The sequence below is a fragment of the Shinella sp. GW835-FHT14H05 genome, from assembly GCF_058793575.1.
In genome coordinates this window covers 163,131-182,030 of sequence record NZ_JBXAFY010000006.1, presented here as the reverse complement: position 1 = coordinate 182,030, position 18,900 = coordinate 163,131, and the positions used below count along the sequence as shown (strand labels likewise).

General features: G+C 64.6%; 17 protein-coding genes. 12 read left to right on the top strand and 5 right to left on the bottom strand.

From position 1 onward, the window contains the following. Position 1 precedes the first annotated feature (1 nt). Complete coding sequence (locus AC1Q6Z_RS19485) at positions 2-1,045, top strand: aldo/keto reductase (protein ID WP_492648940.1); 1,044 nt, start codon at positions 2-4, stop codon at positions 1,043-1,045. 39 nt (positions 1,046-1,084) lie between these two features. Here the strand turns inward: AC1Q6Z_RS19485 and AC1Q6Z_RS19480 are convergent, their stop codons facing one another. Both AC1Q6Z_RS19480 and AC1Q6Z_RS19475 read right to left on the bottom strand, forming a co-directional pair. Then, positions 1,085-2,473: a nucleobase:cation symporter-2 family protein gene (locus AC1Q6Z_RS19480; protein WP_256118841.1), complete on the bottom strand. Its 1,389-nt coding sequence runs from the start codon at positions 2,471-2,473 to the stop codon at positions 1,085-1,087. A 291-nt stretch (positions 2,474-2,764) separates the two neighbouring features. Further along, complete coding sequence (locus AC1Q6Z_RS19475; protein ID WP_492648939.1) at positions 2,765-3,079, bottom strand: hypothetical protein; 315 nt, start codon at positions 3,077-3,079, stop codon at positions 2,765-2,767. A 386-nt stretch (positions 3,080-3,465) separates the two neighbouring features. Between AC1Q6Z_RS19475 and rpsF the strand changes: the two genes are divergently transcribed. From rpsF to AC1Q6Z_RS19445, 6 genes are all read left to right on the top strand, one after another. Beyond that, entirely contained in the window at positions 3,466-3,924 is a 459-nt protein-coding gene (gene rpsF / locus AC1Q6Z_RS19470) for a 30S ribosomal protein S6 (protein WP_256118839.1), read from the top strand. A 25-nt stretch (positions 3,925-3,949) separates the two neighbouring features. Beyond that, positions 3,950-4,198, top strand: coding sequence for a 30S ribosomal protein S18 (gene rpsR, locus AC1Q6Z_RS19465; protein WP_069059269.1), 249 nt, complete (start codon positions 3,950-3,952; stop codon positions 4,196-4,198). A 210-nt stretch (positions 4,199-4,408) separates the two neighbouring features. After that, positions 4,409-5,383, top strand: coding sequence for a YybS family protein (locus AC1Q6Z_RS19460; protein WP_492648938.1), 975 nt, complete (start codon positions 4,409-4,411; stop codon positions 5,381-5,383). Between the two features lie 22 nt (positions 5,384-5,405). Beyond that, complete coding sequence (gene rplI, locus AC1Q6Z_RS19455) at positions 5,406-5,981, top strand: 50S ribosomal protein L9 (RefSeq protein ID WP_256118837.1); 576 nt, start codon at positions 5,406-5,408, stop codon at positions 5,979-5,981. A 198-nt stretch (positions 5,982-6,179) separates the two neighbouring features. Next, positions 6,180-7,466 (top strand): cyclopropane fatty acid synthase, encoded by a 1,287-nt coding sequence (locus AC1Q6Z_RS19450; protein ID WP_492648937.1) that lies wholly within the window; start codon positions 6,180-6,182, stop codon positions 7,464-7,466. A gap of 205 nt (positions 7,467-7,671) precedes the next feature. Then, positions 7,672-9,171: a replicative DNA helicase gene (locus AC1Q6Z_RS19445; RefSeq protein WP_256118835.1), complete on the top strand. Its 1,500-nt coding sequence runs from the start codon at positions 7,672-7,674 to the stop codon at positions 9,169-9,171. A 155-nt stretch (positions 9,172-9,326) separates the two neighbouring features. On the opposite strand, the gene AC1Q6Z_RS19440 is transcribed toward AC1Q6Z_RS19445, so the two are convergent. After that, positions 9,327-9,908, bottom strand: a complete 582-nt coding sequence (locus AC1Q6Z_RS19440) for a hypothetical protein (RefSeq protein WP_492648936.1) — start codon at positions 9,906-9,908, stop codon at positions 9,327-9,329. A gap of 138 nt (positions 9,909-10,046) precedes the next feature. Here AC1Q6Z_RS19440 and alr point away from each other — a divergent pair, with 138 nt between their 5' ends. The 5 genes from alr to AC1Q6Z_RS19415 all read left to right on the top strand — a co-directional run bounded on the left by alr (position 10,047) and on the right by AC1Q6Z_RS19415 (position 15,924). Further along, positions 10,047-11,216 carry an alanine racemase gene (gene alr, locus AC1Q6Z_RS19435; RefSeq protein ID WP_492648935.1) on the top strand — a complete coding sequence of 390 codons (1,170 nt, stop codon included), beginning with the start codon at positions 10,047-10,049 and terminating at the stop codon, positions 11,214-11,216. A 68-nt stretch (positions 11,217-11,284) separates the two neighbouring features. Continuing rightward, positions 11,285-12,688, top strand: a complete 1,404-nt coding sequence (radA, locus tag AC1Q6Z_RS19430; RefSeq protein ID WP_492648934.1) for a DNA repair protein RadA — start codon at positions 11,285-11,287, stop codon at positions 12,686-12,688. A gap of 145 nt (positions 12,689-12,833) precedes the next feature. After that, positions 12,834-13,481 (top strand): CvpA family protein, encoded by a 648-nt coding sequence (locus AC1Q6Z_RS19425; protein WP_492648933.1) that lies wholly within the window; start codon positions 12,834-12,836, stop codon positions 13,479-13,481. A gap of 197 nt (positions 13,482-13,678) precedes the next feature. Continuing rightward, the gene (purF, locus tag AC1Q6Z_RS19420) at positions 13,679-15,172 is read left to right on the top strand and encodes an amidophosphoribosyltransferase (RefSeq protein ID WP_256118830.1); all 1,494 of its coding nucleotides are present in this window, start codon (positions 13,679-13,681) and stop codon (positions 15,170-15,172) included. Between the two features lie 11 nt (positions 15,173-15,183). After that, on the top strand, positions 15,184-15,924 hold the full coding sequence (locus AC1Q6Z_RS19415; protein ID WP_256118829.1) for an SDR family NAD(P)-dependent oxidoreductase: 741 nt from the start codon (positions 15,184-15,186) through the stop codon (positions 15,922-15,924). 280 nt (positions 15,925-16,204) lie between these two features. Here AC1Q6Z_RS19415 and AC1Q6Z_RS19410 read toward each other — a convergent pair whose 3' ends face one another. Beyond that, positions 16,205-17,242, bottom strand: a complete 1,038-nt coding sequence (locus AC1Q6Z_RS19410) for an HlyD family secretion protein (protein WP_256118828.1) — start codon at positions 17,240-17,242, stop codon at positions 16,205-16,207. A 5-nt stretch (positions 17,243-17,247) separates the two neighbouring features. After that, the gene (locus tag AC1Q6Z_RS19405; protein WP_492649044.1) at positions 17,248-18,822 is read right to left on the bottom strand and encodes an MFS transporter; all 1,575 of its coding nucleotides are present in this window, start codon (positions 18,820-18,822) and stop codon (positions 17,248-17,250) included. Positions 18,823-18,900 lie beyond the last annotated feature (78 nt).

Here is an 18,900-nt window from a genome sequence, read left to right as displayed (position 1 = left end):
CATGAAATATAATCCGCTCGGCAGGACCGGCATCAGCGTGTCGGAAATCTGCCTTGGCACGATGACCTGGGGTTCGCAGAACAGCGAGCAGGACGCGCACGACCAGCTCGACTACGCCTTCTCCCAGGGCGTGAACTTTATCGATACTGCCGAACTCTATCCGACCACACCCCTCTCCCCCGAAACCTACGGCGATACCGAGCGCTTCATCGGCTCCTGGATGAAGGCGCGCGGCAACCGCGACAAAGTGGTGCTCGCCTCCAAGGTCGCCGGTCCCGGCCGTCCCTATATTCGCGGCGGCCAGCCGATGAGCCGCGCCGGCATCCTGGAGGCGATCGACAACAGCCTCTCGCGCCTTGGGACCGACTATCTCGATCTCTACCAGCTGCACTGGCCGAACCGCGGGCATTATCACTTCCGCAATGCCTGGAGCTACGACCCGTCCAAGCAGCACCGCGAGAAGGTTGCCGCCGAGCTTCTGGAAGTCCACGAGACCATCGGCGACATCGTCAAGGCCGGCAAGGTGCGCGCCTTCGGCCTTTCCAACGATACGGCCTGGGGCACGATGCAGTTGCTGAAGCTTTCCGAAGAGAAGGGCCTGCCGCGCGTCGCCTCGATCCAGAACGAGTATAACCTGCTCTACCGGGCCTACGATCTCGACCTCGCCGAAGTTTCGCACCACGAGGATATCGGCCTGCTCGCCTATTCGCCGCTCGCCGCCGGGCTCTTGACCGGCAAATATCTTGACGGTGCCCGGCCGGAAGGCTCGCGCCTGACGAAGAACGGCGATCTCGGCGGCCGTTACCAGCCGCATCAGGAACCGGCGGTGCGTGCCTATGTGGCGCTTGCGAAGGAATACGGGCTTGATCCCGCCCAGATGGCGCTGGCCTTCTGCCTGACGCGGCCCTTCATGGCCTCCGTCATCATCGGGGCGACGACCATGGAACAGGTGAAGACGGACATCGGTGCGAAGGACCTGGAATTGTCGCCCGAAGTGCTGAACGGCATTCGCCGCATCCACCGGCTCTATCCGGCGCCGATGTAAAAGACAGGCCGGGCGGCCTTGTGCCGCCCGGACCGATGATCAGTGGATGGGCTTCGGCTCCTGCGTTTCCGGCAGCAGCCAGTTCAAGAGCACGGCGCAGAGACCGCCGGTCGCGACACCCGATTCCAGCACGTCCTTCATGAAGCGCGGCATGTGCGAGACGAATTCCGGCACCTGCGAGACGCCAAGCCCCAGCGCCAGCGAGATGGCGATGATCAGCAGCGCGCGGCGATCGAGCTGGACGCCCGCCAGGATATTGATGCCGGAGGCAGCGACGGCGCCGAACATGACGATGACAGCCCCGCCCAGCACCGGCTCCGGCACGGCCTGGATGACGCCGGCAATGGCCGGGAACAGGCCGAGGATGACAAGCACGCCCGCAATATAGACGCCGACATGGCGGCTGGCGACGCCGGTCAGCTGGATGATGCCGTTGTTCTGCGCGAAGACCGAGCTCGGGAAGGTGTTGAAGATGCCGGCGAGGAACGAGTTCGCGCCGTTGACCAGCACGCCGCCCTTCACGCGCTCCATCCAGACCGGGCCTTCGACCGGCTGGCGCGAGATCTTGCTGGTGGCGGTAATATCGCCGATCGCTTCGAGCGAGGTCACCAGGTAGATCACCACCATGGGCGCAAACAGCGTCCAGGAGAAATCCAGCCCGAAATGCAGCGGCGTCGGCACCTGGAACCAGGCGGCCTGGTGGATGCCGGCAAAATCGAGCCGGCCGAGCCAGGCTGCCAGCGCATAACCGACGCCGAGCGCGATGATGATGGCGCTGCTGCGGACCCATACGACCTGGATGCGGTTCAAGCCGATGATCAGCGCCAGCACTGTGCCGGAGAGCAGCAGGTTCTCGCCATTGGCGAAGGTGCCCGATTTCATGGCGCCGAAACCGCCACCCATGCTGATGAGGCCGACCTTGATGAGCGTCAGGCCGATCATCAGCACGACGATGCCGGTGACGAGCGGCGTGATCAGCTTGCGGATGAAGGGAAGCACGCGCGACAGCCCCATTTCGATGAAGGAGCCGGCGATCACCACGCCGAAGATCGAGGCCATGACCGCCTCGACAGGTGTGCCCGAATTGACCATCAGCACGCCGCCGGCAATGAGCGGGCCGACGAAGTTGAAGCTGGTGCCCTGGACGATCAGCAGGCCGGCGCCGAGCGGGCCGAACCGGCGGCACTGGACAAAGGTGGCGATGCCGGAAATGACCAGCGACATCGAGACGATCATGTTCGTATCACGCGCGGAAACGCCGAGCGCCTGACAGATCAAAAGCCCCGGCGTGACGATCGGCACGATGATGGCGAGCAGGTGCTGGATGGCAGCGAGAAGGGCGATCGGCGGCTTCGGCCGATCCTCCAGCGCGAAGACCAGTTCGCTCGATGGCGACGGCGGCAGGTCCGGATGCGTATGGGCGTTCATGCGCGGACCTCGCTCAAGATCGCGATTTTGCGCGCGGCTTTACGGCGTCGTGCTCGCGCACGATCGTTGCGGTAAGTCATGCCTTCTCCTCCCGGCTTGGTCGTTTTCGCCCCGAGGGCGTGCCCGAAACCTCCAGACTTCGGGCGGATCAGGCTAGCCGAGTTCGTCGAAAGCGATTCTTCAAAAAAACCGGAAAGAGTTTCGCGCAAATGGCCGGTTCGGCCCCACAAACAAAAGAAACCCGCCGTTTCCGGCGGGTTTCTTCCTTTTTTGCGCCCCTGGCGGGTGACGTTACGGGGTGGTCGTGGTTGCGCCACCACTTTCAGCCGGCTGGCCGCCACTCGGCTGGGTTTCCAGCGTCTGCGTGCCGCCAGTCTGGCCTTCGGTGGTCGTGCCACCGGCCGGTGCCGTATCGGTCGTGCCGATTGCCGAGGTATTGGCATTCGGATCGACGCCGTCACCCGGCGTTCCGCTGCCGACGAAATAGAAGATGCCCACGGCGACGAGGACAGCCAGGATCACGGCCACGGCCCAGCCGCCGGTGCCGCTGCCGCGGCTTGTCTGGTTGACGACGGTCGGGCCACGGTCATCCACCGGACGCGTCAAGCGATCTTCCGGGGGACGATTGACAAGGTTCGGGTCTTGCATGTCGGTCACTCCATCTGGTTGGATCGGGAGGAAGAATGCGGCATTCGCGATTTGGTTCCCGCCCCTGTTGCAAAACGGGGCAAGGCTTTCGCCCGCCAGGCCTTGCGTTCGGCCGAAAAATCCGTATAAGCGCGCTGTTCAACACACCCGGTCAATCGGCTGGTGGCTGAACGGAGGGCCGGCTTTCCTTTATGCCGTTTGGAGCCAAGGGCTCCAGCCTCCCGTGTCTCCGCTCTCGACCGTCTGGATTAACGCTTTTCTTGCCCCGGGCCTCTGGCCCCATAAGAACTGTCGTTGAGGCTTGGCGCCGGTTTCGGGTGTAAACGCAAGAAAGGCAAAGCCACATGGCTCTCTACGAACATGTATTCCTGGCCCGCCAGGACGTGTCCGCCCAGCAGGTCGACGGTCTCGTCGAACAGTACAAGGGTGTGATCGAAGCACACGGCGGCAAGGTCGGCCGTATCGAAAACTGGGGCCTCAAGTCCCTGACCTACCGCATCAAGAAGAACCGCAAGGCACATTACGCCCTGATGGACATCGATGCCCCGGCTGCTGCGATCCACGAAATGGAACGCCAGATGCGCATCAACGAAGACGTTCTTCGTTACATGACCATCGCCGTGGAAGCCCACGAAGAAGGCCCGTCGGCCATGATGCAGAAGCGCGACCGCGACGACCGTCCGCGCCGCGATGGCGACGACCGTGGCCCGCGCCGCGACTTCGGCGACCGTCCGCCGCGCCGTGACTTCGGCGATCGTCCGGACCGTGGTGGCGAACGCCGCCCGCGCGAAGACCGCGCGTAATCGAAGCTGAAGGAGAATTAAGACAATGGCTGATACTTCCTCCGCTCCGGCACGCCGTCCGTTCCACCGCCGCCGCAAGACCTGCCCCTTCTCGGGCGCAAACGCTCCGAAGATCGACTACAAGGACGTCCGTCTTCTGTCGCGTTACATCTCCGAGCGCGGCAAGATCGTTCCGTCCCGCATCACGGCCGTTTCCCAGAAGAAGCAGCGCGAACTCGCCAAGGCGATCAAGCGCGCCCGCTTCCTCGGCCTGCTGCCCTACGTCGTAGCGTAATGATGTGACTCTGCGGCCTGACTCGACGTCGGGCCGAAGCACATGACTGCGGGGAAGACGGTTTGCGCCGCCTTCCCCATTTCCCTTCCGCGTTGGGCGCGGATCGGAGCCGCCGGCTTTTTCAAAGCCAAAACCCATGTTGGGGAGACGGTCCTGAATCAGTTTGTCAGGAAACTCCTCTAACTGTCTGACCAGACAGGACAGCGAACCGTGAAAAACCTGACGCCGACATCGATTGCGACCGGCCTGATTGCCGGTGTGACCGCCGCTCTGCTTTCGCTGAGCGCGAATGCGCAGTCGTCGTTTGCGATCGTGTTTTACGCCGCGTCCGCCCTTCCCATTCTCATTGCCGGCCTCGGCTGGGGCAATGCCAGCGCCTTGATCGCGGTCGTCGCCGGCGGCGCCATCGCATCAGCACTCGTCTCCTCCTATTTCGCGCTGTTGATCGTCATCATCACGCTGATCCCGGCCGGTTGGCTGTCCAACCTCGCGAACCTCGCCCGCCCCGCCTCCGAGCTCGGCGGCCCGGACAACGCGCTCGCTTGGTATCCGCTGTCCAACATCCTCGTGCATCTCGCCATCATGGTGACGCTCGGCATGATCGCCGTCGGCGCGATCGTCGGCTATGACAGCGCCATGGCGAGCCAGTTGGTCGATATCGTCATCCAGACGCTGAAGGCGCAGGAGCCGCTCTACAATCCGGATGCGACGGCGATCGCGCAGCTCAAGGCCGTGTTCGCACTGGCGCTGCCGCTGGTGCAGGGCGCACTCTGGGTCTTCCTGCTGTTTGCGGCCTATTACATCGCAAGCTTCATCGTGCGCGTTTCCGGCAAGGGTCTTCGCCCGCGCGAGGACATGCCCTCGACGCTGCGCATGCACCGCAACGCCATCTTCTTCTTCCTCGCCGGCCTCCTCATCGCCTTCTTCGGCGGCGTACCGGCGATCATCGGCGCGCTCGTCTGCGGCACCTTCGGGGCCGGTTTCGTGCTCGCCGGCTTCGCGAGCCTGCATTTCAGGACACGCGGCAAGTCCTGGCGGCTTCCCGTCCTGTGGCTCGTCTATCTCTCGGTATTGCTCTTCACGATACCGGTCTTCGTCATCCTCATTCTGGGCCTGATGGACACGCGGCGCACCATAGCGCTGACGCCCACCGGTCCGGCGGAAAAGAAAAACCAGAACACCTGAACGTCACGAAAGGAACTCTAAAATGGACGTCATTCTCCTTGAACGCATCGCCAAGCTCGGCCAGATGGGCGAAACCGTAAAGGTTCGCGACGGCTTTGCCCGTAACTACCTGCTGCCGCTCGGCAAGGCGCTGCGCGCCAACGAAGCCAACAAGAAGCGCTTCGAATCCGAGCGTTCGACGCTCGAAGCCCGCAACCTCGAGCGCAAGTCGGAAGCCCAGTCGGTTGCCGAAAAGCTCGACGGCAAGTCCTTCATCGTCGTACGCTCCGCCGGCGAAACCGGCCAGATGTACGGCTCGGTCGCTGCCCGCGACATCGTTGAAGTGCTTGCAGCCGAAGGCTTCAACATCGGCCGCAACCAGGTCGAGCTCAACACCCCGATCAAGGCTATCGGCCTGCACAAGGTCGTCCTGCACCTGCACGCCGAAGTCGAGATCACCATCGAGCTGAACGTCGCCCGCTCCGCCGACGAAGCCGAGCGCCAGGCCAAGGGCGAAAGCCTGACCTCGGCCGACGCCATCTACGGCATCGACGAAGACGCCCTGAAGCCGGAAGATTTCTTCGATCCGGAAGCAGACGGCGAAGACGAAGACGCTTGATCGTCAGGCATTTTCCAGGACGGGCCGGCTTTGCCGGCCCGTTTTCGTTTCAAGGGCCAAAAAGCACGGCTTGAAATCCGGCTTCCCGCATCAATATTTATACTTCGTTAGACTGGATTGGCGGTCGGGCCGCTTCCCAGGCCGGTTTCCGACCCAGACCCGTCCCGCCACGTTTTTAAGCGCGACGGAGTTTAGCGAATGAAATTCATTGTACAGGCTCTCGTTTCCCGCCTCGTCGAGACCGGAAACCTGACGATCACCTACCCGGACGGAACCCGCCAGGTCTTCGGCGACGGCACGGGCAACCCGGTCCACATGCGTCTCAACAGTAGGAAGGCCGTGTGGGGCATCGCCCTCGACCCCGCCTACTATCTCGGCCATCACTACGGCACCGGTGATATCGACATCATCGAAGGCGACATATACGGCCTGCTCAAGGCCGTGTTCACCGGCAGTCCCGATTTCAATTATTACGACACATTCTGGAGCCGCGTGCTGGAACGCGGGCGCTATCTCCTGCGCTGGGCGCGGGAGAAGAACAGCATCGTGCGCTCGCGCCGCAACGTCCAGCATCACTACGACCTGACCGGCGCGCTCTACGACCTGTTCCTCGACCAGGACCGGCAATATTCCTGCGCCTATTTCGAGCGGCCGGACCAGACGCTCGACGAGGCGCAGCTTGCCAAGAAGCGCCACATCGCGGCCAAGCTCAACATCAACCGGCCGGGCCAGAGCGTGCTCGACATCGGCAGCGGCTGGGGCGGCATGGCGCTCTACCTCGCCCGCCAGCTTGGCGCCAAGGTGACCGGCGTGACGCTCTCCGACGAGCAGCACGCGCTCTCCGTGAAACGGGCGAACGAGGCCGGGCTTGCGGGCGACATCGAATTCCTGCTGCAGGACTACCGCAACACGGAAGGCCCCTTCGACCGCATCGTCTCCGTCGGCATGTTCGAGCATGTCGGCCGGCCGAATTACCTGACCTTCTTCAAGAAGAGCGCGTCGCTGCTGAAACGCGACGGCGTCATGCTGCTGCACACGATCGGCCGCACGGACCGGCCATCCGCCAACAACCCGTTCATCGAGAAGTACATCTTCCCGGGCGGCTACATCCCTGCCCTTTCCGAGGTGATGCAGGCTGTGGAAAAGAGCGGGCTGGCGGTCACCGACGTCGAGATCCTGCGGCTGCACTATGCCGAGACGCTGCGCCACTGGCGGGAGCGTTTCCTGGCGCGACGCGACGAGGCGAAGGCACTCTATGACGAGAAATTCTGCCGGATCTGGGAGTTCTACCTGGCAGCCTCCGAAAGCGCCTTCCGCTGGCAGAACCTCGTCGTCTTCCAGCTCCAGCTTGCGCATGACCAGGAGGCCGTGCCGCTGACGCGCGAATATATCGGGCGCGGCGAGGATTGTCTCAAGGCGCACGAGGGCAATCCGAAGGGCGACCGGCGCGGCGCGCGGCAGTTCCCGCAGGAGGCGTCGCTCTGAGATTCGGCCTCGCCTTGAGATTCGGGATGTGAGTCAACCGAAAGCCAGCAGGCCCGGCGCAATCCGGACTTGCTGTGTCCCCGCCGCCTGTGGAAAAGTCTAACAACGGGCTTAAACGGCGAGAGCCTGCGGAAGCGCTTGACCCCTTCCGGCAAAGCGAAGAAACCAGCGGGCTTCGGAAACAGGGACGGGGAGATTCGGGACGATGAACGACGCTGCGCGAAAGCTCAACCAGCAAAATCGCGACAATGCGGAGCTGCATCACCGCGAGTCGCCGAACAACATCGAGGCCGAACAGGCGCTGCTCGGTGCCATCATCCTCAACAACGACGCCTATTACCGCGTTTCGGATTTCTTGAAGCCCGTGCATTTCCACGAGCCGCTGCACCGCAAGATCTACGAGGTCGCCGGCGACATGATCCGCATGGGCAAGATCGCCACGACGATCACGCTCAAGACGCACCTGCCGACGGATGTGAAGGTCGGCGAGCACACGGTCTCGCAATACCTGGCGGCCCTCGTGGGCGGTGCCGTGACGATCATCAACGCGGAAGACTATGGCCGCGCGATCTATGATCTTGCGCTGCGCCGCTCGCTGATCAATATCGGCGAGGACATGGTCAACATCGCCTATGACGCGCCGCTCGACATGCCACCGCAGACCCAGATCGAGGACGCTGAACGGCGCCTGTTCGAGCTCGCTGAGACCGGTCGCTACGACGGCGGCTTCCAGTCGTTCAACGATGCGGTCGCCCAGGCGATCGACATGGCGGGTGCGGCCTTCGAGCGCGACGGCTCGCTCTCCGGCATCTCCACCGGCATCCACTCGCTCGATGCCCGCATGGGCGGCCTCCAGCGCTCGGACTTGATCGTGCTCGCCGGACGCCCCGGCATGGGCAAGACCTCGCTTGCCACCAACATCGCCTACAACATCGCGGCCACCTATGAGCCGGAAGTGCAGGCGGACGGGTCGTTCAAGCCGAAGAACGGAGGCGTCGTCGGCTTCTACTCGCTCGAAATGTCGTCCGAACAGCTCGCCACCCGTATCATCTCCGAGCAGACGGAAGTGTCCTCGTCGAAAATCCGCCGCGGCGACATTTCCGAGGCCGATTTCGAAAAGCTCGTCGCCTGCTCCCAGATGATGCAGAAGGTGCCGCTCTATATCGACCAGACGGGTGGTATCTCGATCGCCCAGCTTTCCGCCCGCGCCCGCCGCCTGAAGCGCCAGCGCGGCCTCGATTGCCTGGTGGTGGACTATATCCAGCTCATGACCGGCTCCGGCAAGTCGAGCGACAACCGCGTGCAGGAAATCACCCAGATCACCACGGGCCTCAAGGCGCTCGGCAAGGAACTGAACGTGCCGATCATCGCGCTCTCCCAGCTCTCCCGTCAGGTGGAAAGCCGCGAGGACAAGCGCCCGCAGCTCTCCGACCTTCGCGAATCGGGCTCGATCGAGCAGGACGCCGACGTGGTGCTCTTCGTGTTCCGCGAGGAATATTACGTAAAGAACATGGAGCCCCGCGACGAGTTCGACCCGAAATACGAAGAGTGGAAGATGAAGTTCGAGGCCGTGAAAGGCACCGCCGACGTCATCATCGCCAAGCAGCGTCACGGACCGACCGGCACGGTAAAACTCGCCTTCCAGTCGGAATACACCCGCTTCACCGACCTCGCCGACCCGTCCTTCAGCCAGTACGAGCACTGAGGCGAACCGCTCCAAAATTCGGCACACCTCCTCCTCCGTCATCCTCGGGCTTGACCCGAGGATCCAGGCCGCGGGTGTGGCGTGGATGGTCGGGTCAAGCCCGACCATGACGAAAAGAAAGGTCGTGCGGATAGTCTAGGTGCCGCTTCCGGCTTTCACTTCTTGCCGAAAGCCGGCGCCTTGCAGAAATCCGCGACGATGGCGAGCGCGCGTTTGGCGCGCGCCTTCTGCTCCTCGTCCATCATCGGCAGGTCGAGCCGGTCGGCGCACATGTCGTCCGGGGCGCCGCTCTCGCCGGAGAGCGACATCCGGCTGGTGCAGAGCAGTCCCTTCCCTGTCAAAACGATCTGCTGCGCCTCCGGCGCATCGAAGGCGACGGGGTTGCCTTCGGCGATCATGTCGTCGACCGAGGCATAGGCCGTGACGGCGGTGACGTGGCTGAGGTCCACGATGCCGAGCGTCAGGCTCGCCCATTGATCGGGAAATTGCAGGGCGGATGTGGTGCGCGCGCGGCAGGGCGCGCCGGAGACTTCGAGCCGTGTGACCAGCCGCGGCGCATTCGGATTGTCGACGATCGAATAATAGATGTCCGCGCTGTCGTCGCGCTCCGGCACCGCGCCGTCCTGCGCAAGGCCGAGCAGCACCGCATGTGCCTCTCGCATCTCGGCATCCGTGGGCACATCCTGCGCGGCTGCCGGCGCGAAGCAGGCTGCGGCCAGCGCCACGCCCAAAACCATCGTCCGTGTCCGCGCCCGCATGTGCTTCCCCGTTTGCTTCCCGGTTTTTTGGGCCGCACCATAGAGGCGCCCTTTCGCCCCGGCAATGCGGCCGGCGGGCGTATTGCCGCCATGATCCACAGGCTGTATCTCAAAACCATGAGCACGCATCACACGCCCGCCCGTTCCACCCTTCCCGTCGCCGGCGAGGACCATGCCCGCCTGACGATCGACCTTTCCGCGCTCTTCGACAACTGGCGCGCCATGGCGCGACGCTCGGGCGCCGCGCGCACCGCCGCGGTCATGAAGGCCGACGCCTACGGCATCGGGCTGGAGCCGGCGGCAAAGACCTTCCACCAGGCGGGCGCACGGGATTTCTTCGTCGCCACCCCGGCGGAAGGCGCTGCCCTTCGCACCGTGCTGCCGGATGTCCGCATCTATGTGCTGTCCGGCATGTGGGCCGGCTCGGAACGGCTATTCTTCGAATTCGACCTCGTGCCCGTCATCATCTCGGAGGAACAGCTCGTCACCTTCATGGCGGCGATCTCCGATGGCGGCGACCTGCCCTGCGTGCTGCATGTCGATACCGGCATGAGCCGCCTCGGCCTCCGGGTCGAGGATGCACTGGCGCTGGCGGGCGACGTCGCGCGCCCGGCGAGCTTTTCGCCGATCATGCTGCTCAGCCACCTCGCCTGCGCCGACGACCCGAGCCACCCGCTCAACCGGCAGCAGCTCCAGCGTTTTCGCACCGCCATCGAGGCCTTCGACGGCATCGATGCGACGCTCGCCAATTCCGCCGGCATCTTTCTTGGCGAGGACTACCATTTCACCCTCACCCGCCCGGGCATCGCGCTTTACGGCGGTGCTGCCGTCAACGACGCGCCGAACCCGATGAAACCCGTCGTCACCGCCGAGGCACGCATCCTTCAGGTGCGGGAGGCGAAGGCCGGCGAGAGCGTCAGCTATGGCGCGTCCATGGTGTTCACCCGCGACACCCGCATCGCCGTCGCCACCGTCGGTTATGCGGATGGCTACATGCGCAGCCTCTCCGGCTCCGGCGTGCCGCTGCGCACGGCCAACATCGCGGGCGCCAGCGGCGTGTTGCATGGGCGCAGCGTGCCGCTGATTGGCCGCGTCACCATGGACCTTACCCATTTCGACGTGACGGACCTTCCGCCCGGCAGCGTGCGCGCCGGCGACTTCATCGAGCTCTTCGGCCGCCACATGCCCATCCAGGACGTGGCGCGTGCCGGCGGCACCATCGACTACGAACTCCTGACCAGCCTCGGCCGCCGCTATGAGCGGCGCTACGAGGCGGTGAAAAAATAGGACATGTTCCTGTTTTGTGCTAGAGGCTTCCGGATCGATTCCCAAACCCTTCCGGAAAGCGCGATTTAATGGTGAAACCCCGCACCCAATTCATCTGCCAGAACTGCGGCACCGCGCATTCCCGCTGGGTGGGCAAATGCGAGGGCTGCGGCGAGTGGAACACCGTCGTCGAGGAAGACCCGATGGGCGGCATCGGCTCCGGCCCCGGCAAGGTGCCGAAGAAGGGCCGGCCGGTGGCGCTGACGGCGCTGTCGGGCGAAATCGAAGAAGCGCCGCGCATCCACACCGGCATTGCCGAACTTGACCGGGCGACCGGCGGCGGCTTCGTGCGCGGCTCCGCCGTGCTGATCGGCGGCGATCCCGGCATCGGCAAGTCGACGCTGCTCATGCAGGCCGCAGCCGCCCTCTCCCGCCGCGGCCACCGCATCATCTACGTTTCGGGCGAAGAGGCCGTCGCGCAGGTGCGCCTGCGCGCCCAGCGCCTGCATGCCGCCGAGACCGACGTGCTGCTCGCCGCCGAGACCAATGTCGAGGACATCCTCGCCACCGTTGGCGAAGGCAAGCGGCCGGACCTCGTGATCATCGATTCGATCCAGACGCTGTGGAGCGACACGGCGGACGCGGCCCCCGGCACCGTCACGCAGGTGCGAACCGGCGTGCAGGCGATGATCCGCTTCGCCAAGCAGACGGGTGCCGCCATGGTGCTGGTCGGTCATGTCACCAAGGAAGGCCAGATCGCCGGCCCGCGCGTCGTCGAGCACATGGTCGATGCCGTGCTCTATTTCGAGGGCGACCGCGGCCACCACTACCGCATCCTGCGCACGGTGAAGAATCGTTTCGGCCCGACGGACGAGATCGGCGTCTTCGAAATGTCCGACAAGGGCCTTCGCGAGGTCAACAATCCCTCCGAGCTCTTCCTCGGCGAGCGCAATGAAAAATCGCCGGGCGCCGCCGTCTTCGCCGGCATGGAGGGCACGCGGCCCGTGCTGGTCGAGGTACAGGCGCTCGTTGCCCCCACATCGCTCGGCACGCCGCGCCGCGCGATTGTCGGCTGGGATTCGGCGCGGCTCTCGATGATCCTCGCGGTGCTGGAGGCGCATTGCGGCGTGCGCCTCGGGCAACACGATGTTTACCTCAATGTGGCGGGCGGTTATCGCATTTCGGAGCCGGCGGCCGACCTTGCCGTCGCGTCTGCGCTGGTTTCGTCGCTCGCCGGACTTGCCCTTCCCGCAGATTGCGTCTATTTCGGCGAAGTCAGCCTGTCGGGCGCCATTCGCCCGGTGGCGCACACCGCCCAGCGCCTCAAGGAGGCGGAAAAACTGGGGTTTTCGCAGGCCGTGCTCCCCGCCGGTTCCGCCGATCTGCCGAAAGGCACGGGCGGCCGCTGGAGCGAGATCGACAGCCTGCCGGATCTGGTGGCGCGCATTGCCGGATCGAAGGCCGCCCTCAAGCGGGAGGACGAGGACGTTTGACGCCCTGCGGCGCACGGCAAAGGCCTGTGGGAAACATTGGCCGCCGGCGTGCCGAAGCGGGACGACGGATAGGCCTTGCGTTAAGGTGCCCCCGGCTTTAGGCGACGTGGGCCCGGCGACATTTCGGGTTTGGAGTAGGACGAATATGCCCATCACAATTCTCGACGGTATCGTCATCGGCGTCGCGCTGTTCTCCGCCGTGCTGGCGATGGTGCGCGGTTTCTCGCGCGAGGTGCTCTCCGTCGCAAGCTGGGTGGGTGCCGCGGCAGCCGCCTACTTCCTCTATCCGGTCCTCCTGCCCTATGCGAAGGACTATACGACAAGCGATACGGTCGCGATAGTCGGCTCCGCCGCCGCCGTCTTCCTCGTCGCGCTCATCGTGATCTCGTTCATCACCATGCGCATTGCCGATTTCATCATCGACAGCCGCATCGGCGCCCTCGACCGCACGCTCGGCTTCCTGTTCGGTGCCGCCCGCGGCATCCTGCTCGTCGTCGTCGCCATGCTGTTCTTCAACTGGCTGGTCGCGCCGCAGCAGCAGCCGTCCTGGGTGACCACCGCGAAATCGAAGCCCCTTCTCGACAATCTCGGCTCGCGCCTCGTGGCGCTGCTGCCGGAAGATGCCGACGCGACGATCCTCGATCGCCTGCGCGGCAAGCCCGTGGAAGGTCAGCCGACCGAGGGCGAAGGTGGCGCGGAAGACCCGGATGCCGCCACCGGCACAGGCCAGGGTACGGGCCAAGGTACGACGGGCCAGACGCCCGCCGAAGAGGTTCCGGCCACGAACGGATAAGTGATCAGGGGCGCCGCCACTCGCGATAATTGACGAAGGCGGGCGCCCCGATTTTTTGATAGGATGAGACGATCGCCACTGATGCTTCCGGGCCTCGGTGGCAAATGCTTTAGGCCATACCCATATGGGCGTGGCCAGGACGCAACGAAGACCAGACCCGTGCAACCTCCTACGGTCCCGAGCAAAGGCTTGCAGCAATGAGCGATTTCAAGTTCCCCGGCCGCCACGATGACGATCTCGACGGCGACACGCTTCACGAAGAGTGCGGCGTCTTCGGCATTCTCGGCCATCCGGAAGCAGCCACTCTCACGGCGCTCGGCCTGCATGCGCTCCAGCATCGCGGCCAGGAGGCTGCCGGCATCGTCTCCTTCGACGGCAAGCAGTTCCACACCGAAAAGCACATGGGCCTCGTCGGCGACCACTACACCAACCCGGTGACGATCGCGAAGCTGCCCGGTACCATGGCGATCGGCCACACGCGCTATTCCACCACCGGCGAAGTCGCGCTGCGCAACGTGCAGCCGCTTTTTGCGGAACTGGAAGTCGGCGGCATCGCGGTCGCCCATAATGGCAACTTCACCAACGGCCTGACGCTTCGCCGCCAGCTCATCGCCGGCGGCGCCATCTGTCAGTCGACGTCGGATACCGAGGTCGTGCTGCACCTCATCGCCCGCTCGCGCTACACCTCCACGACGGACCGCTTCATCGACGCGATCCGCCAGATGGAAGGCGGCTATTCGATGCTCGGCATCACCCGCACCAAGCTGATCGCCGCGCGCGACCCCACCGGCATCCGCCCGCTCGTCATGGGCGAACTCGACGGCAAACCGATCTTCTGCTCGGAAACCTGCGCGCTCGACATCATCGGCGCGAAATATATCCGCGACGTGGAGAATGGCGAGATCATCGTCTGCGAAATCCAGCCGGACGGCTCGATCTCCATCGAGGCGAAGAAGGCGGGCAATGTGCAGCCGGAACGGCTTTGCCTGTTCGAATATGTCTACTTCGCTCGTCCCGATTCCGTCGTCGGTGGCCGCAGCGTCTATGTGGCGCGCAAGAACATGGGCATCAACCTCGCCAAGGAACACCCGGTCGAGGGCGACGTCGTCGTGCCGGTGCCCGATGGCGGCACGCCGGCAGCGCTCGGTTATGCGCAGGAAAGCGGCATTCCGTTCGAATACGGCATCATCCGCAACCACTATGTCGGGCGCACCTTCATCGAGCCGACGCAGCAGATCCGCGCCTTCGGCGTCAAGCTGAAACATTCCGCCAACCGCGCGATGATCGACGGCAAGCGCGTCATCCTCGTCGACGATTCGATCGTGCGCGGCACGACGTCGCTGAAGATCGTGCAGATGATCCGCGATGCGGGCGCCAAGGAAGTGCATGTGCGCGTCGCCAGCCCGATGATCTTCTACCCGGACTTCTACGGCATCGACACGCCGGACCGCGACAAGCTGCTCGCCAACCAGTACAACGACGTCAAGGCGATGGCGAAATACATCGGAGCGGATTCGCTGGAATTCATCTCCATCGACGGCCTCTACCGCGCCGTCGGCGGCGAGGACCGCAACCCGGCCCGCCCGCAGTTCACCGACCATTACTTCACCGGCGACTATCCGACGCGCCTCCTTGACAAGGAAGGCGAGACGATGGGACGGAAGATCTCGGTAATGGCAAGCAACGGATAATTGACAGCAGCATGAGCATCGACCTGAAAGACCGCATCGCGCTGGTCACCGGCGCGTCGCGCGGTATCGGCTATTTCACCGCCCTCGAACTCGCGAAAGCCGGCGCCCATGTCATCGCATGCGCGCGCACCGTCGGCGGGCTGGAAGAGCTGGACGATGCGATCAAGGCCGTCGGCGGCAGCGCGACGCTGGTTCCCTTCGACCTCACCGACATGCCGGCGATCGACAAGCTCGGCGGCTCGATCTTCGAGCGCTGGGGCAAGCTCGACATCCTCGTCGCCAATGCCGGCATCCTCGGCGTGATCTCGCCGATCGGCCATGTCGAAGCCAAGGTGTTCGAAAAGGTCATGGCGATCAACGTCACTTCGACCTGGCGTCTCATCCGCTCGGTCGAGCCGTTGCTCTTGAAGTCGGATGCCGGCCGCGCCGTCGTCCTGTCGTCGAGCGCCGCGCACAAGTGCAAGCCCTTCTGGGGTCCCTACTCCGCCTCCAAGGCCGCCGTCGAGGCGCTGGCGCGCACCTGGGCCGCCGAGACGCAGCGCACCGCGCTGCGCATCACCTCCTTCGACCCCGGCGGCACCCGCACCGCCATGCGCGCCCAGGCGATCCCCGGCGAAGACCCGATGACGGTGCAGCACCCGTCGGAAGTGGCGAAGGCCATCCTGCCGCTGGTGGCGCGGGATTTTGCCGAGACGGGCAAGCTATTCGACATGCGCCAGGGGCGTTTGCTGGATTATCGTTTGCCGGAGTGATCGGGCTGGTTCTTACGGCCAGGTCGTTTCAACCAACCACGTCGCGCGTGCCGTGTGGATCCTCGGGTCAAGCCCGAGGATGACGGAGGGTGAGGTGACGGTCGGAAGGTGAACCACGAGCGTGTGTTGGCGGATAAGCCATTGGCGTTTGCGAGCGCGGGAGCCGTTGATGTTTATTGGCTGAGCGGCACGTATCTAGAGATTGCCCGCCAACCTCTCCTCCGTCATCCTCGGGCTTGACCCGAGGATCCACGCCACACCCGAAAACAGCGCCTTTCGCCTATTCCCCCACCACCGTCTTCACCACCACCGACAACCCCGGAGCCAGGTGCTTCGCCAGCTCCTGCCCCTCGTCGATCGCGATGCGCACCGGCACGCGCTGGGCGACCTTGGTGAAGTTACCGGTGGCGTTGTCCGGCTTGATGACGCTGAACTCCGAGCCGGCGGCAGGCGAGAAGCGCTCGACGTGGCCCGTCAGCGTGGCATGCTTCAGCGCATCGACGCTGACCTCGACCTTCTGGCCGGGCTGGATATAGGCGAGCTGGGTTTCCTTGAAATTGGCGATGACCCAGGTGTCGTGCGGCACGACGGCCATGAGCTGCGTGCCGGCGGCGACATATTGGCCGAGCTTGACGCCGACCTCGCCCACCACGCCGTCGCGCGGCGCCGTGATGCTGGTGTTGGACAGGTCGATCTTGGCAAGCTCCACTGAGGCCTCGGCGCCCGCCACCGCGGCCCGCAGCGAATCCCGGCTGACGATGATCGTCTGGAGATCCTGTTTGGAGACTTCGAGGTTCGCCTCGGCCTGCGAGACGGAGGCGTTCGCCTGGTCAAGCGTGGTGCGGCTCTGCTCGCGGTCGCTCTGGGTGGCGATGCCCTTGTTGGACAGTTCCTCGATGCGGTTCCAGTTTTCCTCCGCCCGGCGCTTGGCGAAGCGCGCGCTGTCGAGGGCGGCGTCGCTGGCGCCAATGCGCGCCTTGGCGGCGTTTTCCTGCTGCACGGAATTGGCAAGCGCTGCCTTCTGGGTGGCGAGCGTGGCATTGGCCTGCTCGACCTTCTGGCGATAGATGCGGTCATCGAGGCGAGCGAGCACGGCGCCGGCCTTGACGGTCTCGTAGTCCTTGACCGGCACATCCGTGACATAGCCGCTCAGTTGCGGGCTGATCAGCGTCACGTAGCCGCGCACATAGGCATTGTCCGTCGTCTGGACCTCGCTCGAAAAGGGCGGCAGGTGCCAGGCATAGAGCACGGCGACGAGGCCGGCGATGCCGAGAAGCACGGCGAGTGCTGTGGCTGTGTGGCGGATATAAGTCTTCATGTCTGTCAACCTTCAACGGCCGCTTGCTCGCGGTCGCGCGCAATGGCCTCTCTGATACGAACGGTAAGCAGGTGGATGGCAAGGGCGGCCGCGGCCCCCACGGCCAAGAGCGCGATGACGAAGAACGCGTCGTTGTGGGCGAGCACATTGGCCTCGCGCGTCACCTGCTGGCTGAGCAGCGCCACGCCTTCCGCCTTCAGCACCGCGCTATCGACGATCGTGCGGCCATAGGCGGCGGAAAGCTGCGAGACGCGGGCGGCGACCAGCGGATCGGCCAGCGTCATCGCCTCGGCGAGGATGTTCGAGTGGAACTTTTCGCGCAGCGTGATGAAGGAACCGAAGAGCGCGGAGCCGGCAAGGCCGCCGAGGCTCTGCGTCACCAGGAAGACGACGATGAAGCTCAGGATATATTGCGGCCCCTTGCGCAGCGCCAGCGTGAAGCCGGAGGCGATGGCAGGCGGCAGGAACAGGCTGCCGCCGGCGGCGATCATCGCCTGGCTCCAGTACATCTGCTCGGGCCGCGTCAGGTTGGTCGCATGACTGTCCAGATAGGCGCCGACGCCGATCAGCATCAGAGCGACCATGTGCAGGCCCGGCTCCCGGCCGGGTTTCAGCACGGCCGCGCAGACGAGGCCACCGGCAATGGTGGCAAGCGTCACCGCGGTGTAGAGGCCTATAAGCTGGTCGTTCAGGAGCCCGGTGATCTGGAAGAAATTGCCCGCGACGGCGGTCTGTTCGGCGAGCATCAGGCGGAAGAGGATCAGCACGCCGGCGAAATGCAGGATCTCGCGGCTGAACAGCCAGCGCAGGTCGATGAGCGGCGTCTTGCGGTTGAGCTCGATCACCGCGGCGATGGTGAGTGCGACGACCATGACCACCAGCAGTTCGCCGATCCACTGCGCCTCCAGCCACCAATAGGTTCGCCCGGTGACGAGCACCACGGCGCCTGCGCCAAACCCGATGGCGATGAACAGGTAGCTGACGATATCGAGCTTCTCGATGACTTTTACCCGCGGCGGCGCGGTCAGCGGCAGGAGGTAGATGGCGGCGAAGGACAGCATCGCCAGCGCCACCTCGAACTGCAACAGTGCCCGCACCCCGCCGAGATCGATGAGTGCCGGCGAGATCAGCCGGGTCAGCGGTGCGGCAAGCCCGATATTGGTGAGCGCCAGCGAGATGCCGACCGTCAGCTTGCGCGCCGGCGAGAAGGCTTCCAGCATGTAGAGAAAGCCGAGCGAGGACAGCGGTGCGGCCGCGATGCCGGCGAAGAAGCGCAGCACGATGGCGGATTGCAGGTCCGTGATGAAAATGTGCAGCACCGAGACGAGGAGGAAGACGGCGATGCCCAACTCGGCAAAACGGCGCAGGCCATACTGGTTGCGGATCTTGATCAGCGCCAGCGACAGCGAGGCGTTGGGCGCCATATAGGCCGCGATCAGCCACACCGCCTCCGTGCTCGTGGCACCCAGCAGCCCCTGGAGCTGCGGAATGTTGGCGGCGACGAGGTTCAGGCCGAAACCCTGGGTCATGGCCAGCAGCGTCGAGGCGGCCATGTAGGCGGCCGCACGCGGCGGGGCCATGGGCGCTGGCGCCGGTGGCGGGACTGGCCCCGCCTCGACGGGTTGCTCCTCGACTGGCTCCTGCGGCTCGTCCTCGGT

Bases quoted from the DNA above. Each gene is read 5' to 3' on its own strand.
- AC1Q6Z_RS19485 (WP_492648940.1), top strand. From the start codon at position 2: ATGAAATATAATCCGCTCGGCAGGACCGGCATCAGCGTGTCGGAAATC.
- AC1Q6Z_RS19480 (WP_256118841.1), bottom strand. From the start codon at position 2,473: ATGAACGCCCATACGCATCCGGACCTGCCGCCGTCGCCATCGAGCGAA.
- rpsF (WP_256118839.1), top strand. From the start codon at position 3,466: ATGGCTCTCTACGAACATGTATTCCTGGCCCGCCAGGACGTGTCCGCC.
- rpsR (WP_069059269.1), top strand. From the start codon at position 3,950: ATGGCTGATACTTCCTCCGCTCCGGCACGCCGTCCGTTCCACCGCCGC.
- rplI (WP_256118837.1), top strand. From the start codon at position 5,406: ATGGACGTCATTCTCCTTGAACGCATCGCCAAGCTCGGCCAGATGGGC.
- AC1Q6Z_RS19450 (WP_492648937.1), top strand. From the start codon at position 6,180: ATGAAATTCATTGTACAGGCTCTCGTTTCCCGCCTCGTCGAGACCGGA.
- AC1Q6Z_RS19445 (WP_256118835.1), top strand. From the start codon at position 7,672: ATGAACGACGCTGCGCGAAAGCTCAACCAGCAAAATCGCGACAATGCG.
- AC1Q6Z_RS19440 (WP_492648936.1), bottom strand. From the start codon at position 9,908: ATGGTTTTGGGCGTGGCGCTGGCCGCAGCCTGCTTCGCGCCGGCAGCC.
- alr (WP_492648935.1), top strand. From the start codon at position 10,047: ATGAGCACGCATCACACGCCCGCCCGTTCCACCCTTCCCGTCGCCGGC.
- radA (WP_492648934.1), top strand. From the start codon at position 11,285: ATGGTGAAACCCCGCACCCAATTCATCTGCCAGAACTGCGGCACCGCG.
- AC1Q6Z_RS19425 (WP_492648933.1), top strand. From the start codon at position 12,834: ATGCCCATCACAATTCTCGACGGTATCGTCATCGGCGTCGCGCTGTTC.
- purF (WP_256118830.1), top strand. From the start codon at position 13,679: ATGAGCGATTTCAAGTTCCCCGGCCGCCACGATGACGATCTCGACGGC.
- AC1Q6Z_RS19415 (WP_256118829.1), top strand. From the start codon at position 15,184: ATGAGCATCGACCTGAAAGACCGCATCGCGCTGGTCACCGGCGCGTCG.
- AC1Q6Z_RS19410 (WP_256118828.1), bottom strand. From the start codon at position 17,242: ATGAAGACTTATATCCGCCACACAGCCACAGCACTCGCCGTGCTTCTC.
- AC1Q6Z_RS19405 (WP_492649044.1), bottom strand. From the start codon at position 18,822: ATGGCCCCGCCGCGTGCGGCCGCCTACATGGCCGCCTCGACGCTGCTG.